Source organism: uncultured Ruthenibacterium sp., from assembly GCF_963558415.1.
GTDB lineage: Bacteria > Bacillota > Clostridia > Oscillospirales > Ruminococcaceae > Ruthenibacterium.
The window spans coordinates 1-5,683 of record NZ_CAUWGY010000115.1 but is presented as its reverse complement, the minus strand read 5'-3'; the positions used below and the strand labels follow the sequence as shown (position 1 = coordinate 5,683).

Annotated in this window: 8 protein-coding genes; 1 reads left to right on the top strand and 7 read right to left on the bottom strand. The window is 49.4% G+C overall.

Going from position 1 to position 5,683, the window contains the following annotated elements:
* From AB5H98_RS12510 to ylxM, 7 genes are all read right to left on the bottom strand, one after another.
* Window positions 1-599: class II aldolase/adducin family protein (locus AB5H98_RS12510; RefSeq protein WP_367926228.1), on the bottom strand; the 599-nt coding region annotated here is incomplete at its 3' end.
* On the bottom strand, window positions 589-1,878 hold the full coding sequence (locus AB5H98_RS12505) for a four-carbon acid sugar kinase family protein (RefSeq protein ID WP_367926227.1): 1,290 nt from the start codon (window positions 1,876-1,878) through the stop codon (window positions 589-591). The genes AB5H98_RS12505 and AB5H98_RS12510, both read right to left, overlap by 11 nt.
* Window positions 1,875-2,540 (bottom strand): aspartate/glutamate racemase family protein, encoded by a 666-nt coding sequence (locus AB5H98_RS12500; protein ID WP_367926226.1) that lies wholly within the window; start codon window positions 2,538-2,540, stop codon window positions 1,875-1,877. The genes AB5H98_RS12505 and AB5H98_RS12500 overlap by 4 nt, the downstream gene beginning before the upstream one ends.
* Before the next feature lie 141 nt (window positions 2,541-2,681).
* A complete protein-coding gene (locus tag AB5H98_RS12495) occupies window positions 2,682-2,915 on the bottom strand; it encodes a KH domain-containing protein (RefSeq protein WP_367926225.1) in 234 nt (77 codons plus the stop codon).
* Window positions 2,916-2,930: 15 nt separating this feature from the next.
* On the bottom strand, window positions 2,931-3,173 hold the full coding sequence (gene rpsP, locus AB5H98_RS12490; RefSeq protein ID WP_349216326.1) for a 30S ribosomal protein S16: 243 nt from the start codon (window positions 3,171-3,173) through the stop codon (window positions 2,931-2,933).
* 84 nt (window positions 3,174-3,257) lie between these two features.
* The gene (gene ffh, locus AB5H98_RS12485) at window positions 3,258-4,598 is read right to left on the bottom strand and encodes a signal recognition particle protein (protein WP_367926224.1); all 1,341 of its coding nucleotides are present in this window, start codon (window positions 4,596-4,598) and stop codon (window positions 3,258-3,260) included.
* A 19-nt stretch (window positions 4,599-4,617) separates the two neighbouring features.
* A complete protein-coding gene (ylxM, locus tag AB5H98_RS12480; RefSeq protein WP_367926223.1) occupies window positions 4,618-4,989 on the bottom strand; it encodes a YlxM family DNA-binding protein in 372 nt (123 codons plus the stop codon).
* 222 nt (window positions 4,990-5,211) lie between these two features.
* Here ylxM and AB5H98_RS12475 point away from each other — a divergent pair.
* Window positions 5,212-5,683, top strand: a 472-nt coding sequence (locus tag AB5H98_RS12475) for a pyridoxal-phosphate dependent enzyme (RefSeq protein ID WP_367926222.1), incomplete at its 3' end; no start/stop codon positions are given.

Here is a 5,683-nt window from a genome sequence, read left to right as displayed (position 1 = left end):
TCCATTTGTTGAGGTGTGATTTGGTCCGCACCACCCAACGCTTCTGTGTAATAGGCCATACGGCACACCGCTTCCAATACTTCCAATCGGTTATACGCCGCCTCCAAAGTTTTATCCCACACCAAAGCTCCGTGATTTTTCAAAAGCAGATTGCTGGTAGTGGAAACATACGGCTTAATGATTTCCACCATATCCTGTGTTCCTGGGACAGCAAACTCCGTCACAGGAACCTTTCCCAAAAACAAAGGTGCTTCTACAAAATAATCTTCCGGCACTGACCGTCCTGCCGAAGCAAAGGCCGTTGAAAAAGGCGGATGGGAATGAAGAATCACTTGTGCTTGCGGGCTGGTTTCATAAATATACCGATGCATGGGAAATTCCGAGGATGGAGTTCCCCCGGACAGCGAATTTCCTTCCAGGGTGACCACCAACAGCTCTTCTGGGTCCAGAAATCCTTTGTTGCGCTTAGAGGGCGTAATCAAAATATTTCCATCCGGCAAACGCATACTAAAATTCCCATCGCTGGCAAATACCAATCCGCGCTCGTAAATTCGCTTGCACCAAAGGATCAGTTCTTGTCGCTGTTCTTCATAAGACATGTGCAGCCACATCCTCCTGCAGTAGTTTTTCTTTCGCTTTTTCCAAAAATTCTTTGGAGCCAAAACTGCCCGACTTAAGTACAAAATGCAAATCTGATTTTTCTAGAGATGCACACAACGATACCCCTGCCTCAATTTGAGGGCCAACACGCATACCGCCAATACCGAATCTCCGGCAGAACGAGGCAGACGTATCTCCGCCGCACACAATAAAGTTTTCAATACCGTTTTCCTCTGCCAATTCGTGTGCCAATGCCGCCAGAGCATCGGACACGGCCGTTGCAGTTTGCGGAGCGCTCAATCCCTGCTGTGCAGCCAACGCTTTGGTCTGCTCAATTTTTTGCAAGTCCGCACAGGTGCGAATCACAACCATACCACTGTTGCGGCCCGCATGATATTCCCGCTTCAATCGGTCCATTTCAGTCGCTTTTCGAGCAGAAGAAAACAATTCTGTAGTTTGCAAAGTCAAAACGGGATACCCTATTCGGCCGGCAAATTCAATTTGTGCAGCGGTCTGTGGCGTCAAGCTTCCCGCAATGCAAAGGACTTCCTTATGCGCAGAGCAAGTGAATGTTTTCTCCTGCTCTTTCGTGGATTCCAAAAGTCCCAAGTAGTAGGCAATTGCTGAACTTCCACAAATCACACGCTCATCTTTCAAAACCAACGCAAGGAGCTCCAAATCTTGATTGTCCCGGACATCAAAAATGACGTAACCACCTTGCTGTTTCTTTTGGCGCAGAATTTCGCGCACAGAATCTGCTCCCTTTTCATATTCGCGCCAATTCACCGAGCAAACCGGCCGCTGAGTCTGCGCAGATAAAATTTTACACAAATCCGACTCACGCATGGGATTGACCGGATCGTTGCGGAACTGAGACTCCTCTAATTTTACCCCGTACACATAATGGATTCCATCCAACGTAGTACGCCCATTATCCGGAAACCCCAAAACCACAGGAGCAAAATTCTCTCCACAGGCATCAAGTATTGCATCAAATTCGGCACCGATGTTGCCACGAAATACCGAACACTGTTTAGAAAAAAACTGATCGGTTTCGCCCGCAAAACGTTGCACCACCTGATAGACTCTTTGGTATGCCTCTTGTGGTTTTATAAAGCGAGAATCCGTGTCTACCACCAATTTGGAAAATCCATCAAAATTGGCCTTGGCTGCACTTGGAAAGGGATATAATACCGCGGCATGGCCGCTATTATAATACATTAATCCAATATCGTCCGCTCCGGTAATATCATCTGCTACAACCAGAACCTTTTTCATTTTTCTGCCTCCAACCGGCTCAAATCATCCCGCAGTTTTTGGATTCCCAACAGTGGGCTTGTCAACACCTTCCGGCGCAAATTTGGATCCAACCCATCCGCAGCACTGGCCATTGAAGCCTGTGCCAGCACAATCGTATCCGCATGTATACCGTGCTTTTCAAGCGCATCGGCAATTTTTTCATCGTGCAAAGCGCGGTTTCCTGCCGCCAACGCATCATAGGCACCCTCTACCAATACACTTTCAATTTTGCATTGATTCGCCTGCTCTCCGGAAAGGCGCTGCAACAGCCGTGTGGTGGGATCCAACGTACTGGGAAGAGTTGCAAACACATAAATATTTCCGCCTCGGCGCACTGCCTCACGAGCCATTGCCTCATCAATGCGATACACCGGAACTTGCAACAACTGATTTGCTTCTTCAGCAAACTCTCCCACCGTAGAACAGGCGCTGAGAATGGCCTGTGCACCATTGTCCTGAGCAATGCGGGCGTATTCCAGCCAGCGCGAACGAACCTTATCCACCGCGTGCCCCTGATTCATGTCGGTCAAAATAGAATCATCCAGAAGATTGAACACCTCTGTGCCAGGAATCTCCTGCCGGATTAAATCACCCAAACTGGCGATGGTGGCCGGTGTAGTGTGAATTACTGCAATACGCATAACATTACCGTCCTTTCTGCTTGTCACATAAAAACGATACCATGCTTTTTTTATTTTTTCAATGCCGTAAAACAAAAATGGCTGTCGCAAAGAACTCACAAAGTTCCTTGCGACAGCCATTTTTAGGCTGACGGGGACCTATTAGCCAATCTCCACCATGATCTTCTCGCCTTCGCGCACTGCGGCGGCGCGCATGACCACACGAATAGCCTTGGCAATTCGGCCCTGCTTGCCGATCACTCGGCCCATGTCCTCTTCCGCAACCGTGAGGTGGTACACGATAACGCCTTCCTCATTGGCTTCGTCTACCGTTACCTGCACGGCGTCCTTGTTTTCCACAAGGCCCTTTGCGACTGCCAACAAAAGCTCTTGCATGTCGCTACCTCCAAATTACAGAATGTCGTTTTTCTTCAGCAGAACACGCACCGTGTCAGTGGGCTGGGCGCCGTTAGCAATCCAAGTTTTAGCTTTCTCCGCGTCGATTTTCACAACTGCCGGCTCCTTGGTCGGATCGTAATAACCGATCTCTTCAATGAAACGGCCATCGCGAGGGAAACGGGAATCCGCAACTACCACACGATAGAAGGGAGCTTTCTTCGCACCCATACGGCGCAATCTGATTTTAACAGCCATGCTGTCACCTCCTGTATTTTCGCTTTGTCTTATCGCATTGCAATAAAGATTTATATAGAATCGACCAAAGGCCGAAACCATCGATTACATGCCGAACAAACGGCCTAGGCCACCGCGGCCAAACTTCTTCGGATTCCGCTTCAACTGCTTCATCATTTTGCTCATCTGTTCAAACTGACGAAGCAACCGATTCACATCCTCCACTTTTGTTCCGCTGCCTGCGGCAATCCGCCGCTTGCGTTTCGGATCAATGATGGACGGTTTTTCCCTTTCCGCAGGCGTCATACTTTGAATGATCGCCTCAATGTGAACAAATGCTTTGGACTCGTTGATCTCATCCATATCCACCTTGCCTGCAAGACCCGGCAGCATGGAAATCAACGCACCTGCACCACCCATTTTTTTGAGCTGTGCCAGTTGATCCAGCATATCATTCATATCAAACTTGTTCTCCATCAGGCGGCGGGCGGTCTCCTCTGCCTTTTTGGCGTCGGCCGTATCCTGTGCCTTTTCAATCAACGTGAGCACATCGCCCATGCCCAGAATTCGGCTGGCCATACGCGCTGGATGGAATACTTCCAAGTCGTCCAGTTTTTCGCCCACACCAGCAAACTTAATGGGCTTGCCTGTTACAGCACGCACGCTAAGCGCAGAGCCGCCGCGAGTGTCACCATCCAGTTTGGTAAGGATAACACCGTCCAAACCTGTGCTCTCACTAAAACTCTTTGCCACATTGACAGCATCCTGACCTGCCATGGCGTCAATGACCAACAGAGTTTCATCCACGGGCACCGTCTGCTTGATGCGAGCCAGCTCTGCCATCAGCTCCTCGTCCACATGCAAACGGCCAGCCGTATCCAGAATGACAATATCGTTGCCGTAATCCTTAGCGTGCATTACCGCACGCCGCGCAATCTCTTCAGGCTTTTCGCCGTCGAGTTTGTACACAGGCGCACCCGCCTGAGCGCCTACTACACACAACTGGTCCACCGCAGCAGGACGATAAATATCACACGCTACCAAAAGCGGACGATGTCCTTCTTTCAGAAAGCGTTTGGCCAACTTGGCACAGTGTGTTGTCTTACCAGCGCCCTGAAGGCCACACATCATGATGATTGTTGGCGGCTTGGACTTAATATGGATGCGCGCGGCTTCATCGCCGCCCATCAGACGAGTCAGTTCCTCGTTGACGATTTTGATGACCTGCTGAGCGGGAGTCAGGCTCTCCATAACCTCCTGACCCATAGCGCGCTGAGTCACATCTGCAATGAAGTCTTTGGCAACTTTGTAGTTGACGTCAGCTTCCAAAAGAGCCATGCGCACTTCGCGCATCGCCTCTTTGATATCCTGCTCTGTAAGTTTCCCTTTGCCGCGCAGCTTTTTAAAAACAGACGACAGTTTGTCGCTTAAGGATTCAAACGCCATATCGATTCCTTTCGGTGTGTTAGGGATTGTCCGTAATGGACTTGACGATGTCCAGCATCTCGTTGCAGGAGTTCTGAATCTCCTCACTCATATCATAACGATTGGCATTGCAGAAACGAATCTCCCGAGTCAAGTGGTCCAAGCGGGAAAGTCCTTCCTGCATGGCACGGTAGCGCTTTGCAAACCCAATTTTTTCCTCTAATTCCAGCATGGTGGTCTCGCCGCGCTTTATGGCATCTCGTACGCCCTGCCGGCTGATGCCAAAGTTTTCCGCAATCTCAGACAGAGAAAAGTCGTCGTTGTAATACTGTTCCATCACATCGCGCTGTTTATCAGTGAGCACATCGCCATAAAAATCGAGCAAATAAGAAATCTCCAAATTTTTGGCCACGGCTTTTCCTCCTTTCAGCGCCTTGTAAACGCAAACCACTTTACAACAAGCGCTATTATACCGCAACCGACATGTAAAGTCAATAGGTTTACAGGCAAAAAAGCTCTTGGCAAAATGACAAAAAAGAGCGTTTTTTCGGTTCTTTTCACTGTTGCATATGATGACGTTTATTGTATAATAAAAGAAGAAATGTCCGATTTTTCACAAAGGAGGCGACTTTCTGTGCAGATTTTTCAAAGCTATTACGAAACGCTGTACCAACGCCCTGTGGTGCGCCTGGCCGGTTACAGTGCACGGCATGGATTGTCTCCTTCTTTGTATGCCTATCTGGCAGCAGGAGGACCTACCAATTCGGCGAAAGATGCATTGGCCGAAGGAATGCTGGCCATTGCCACCGAAAAAGGACTTTTAAAACCCGGGCAGACGGTGGTGGAGGGTTCCAGCGGCAGCTTTGCGGTGGCGCTTGCCATTTCTTGTGCTCGTAGCGGACATCCTCTTGTATTATGTATGCCGGCTACTGTACCCACTGAACGCCAGCACATGCTGGCAAAATTGGGAGCCAAAATTGCCCTGACCAACTACGTGTATGGCCGCCGAGGTGTGGAAAGGCGTGCGCAGGAGGCAGTTGAGCGCACAGGCGGTTATTATCTGAATTATTTTGACAACGATTGTAACGCCGAATTTCACCGGCGGG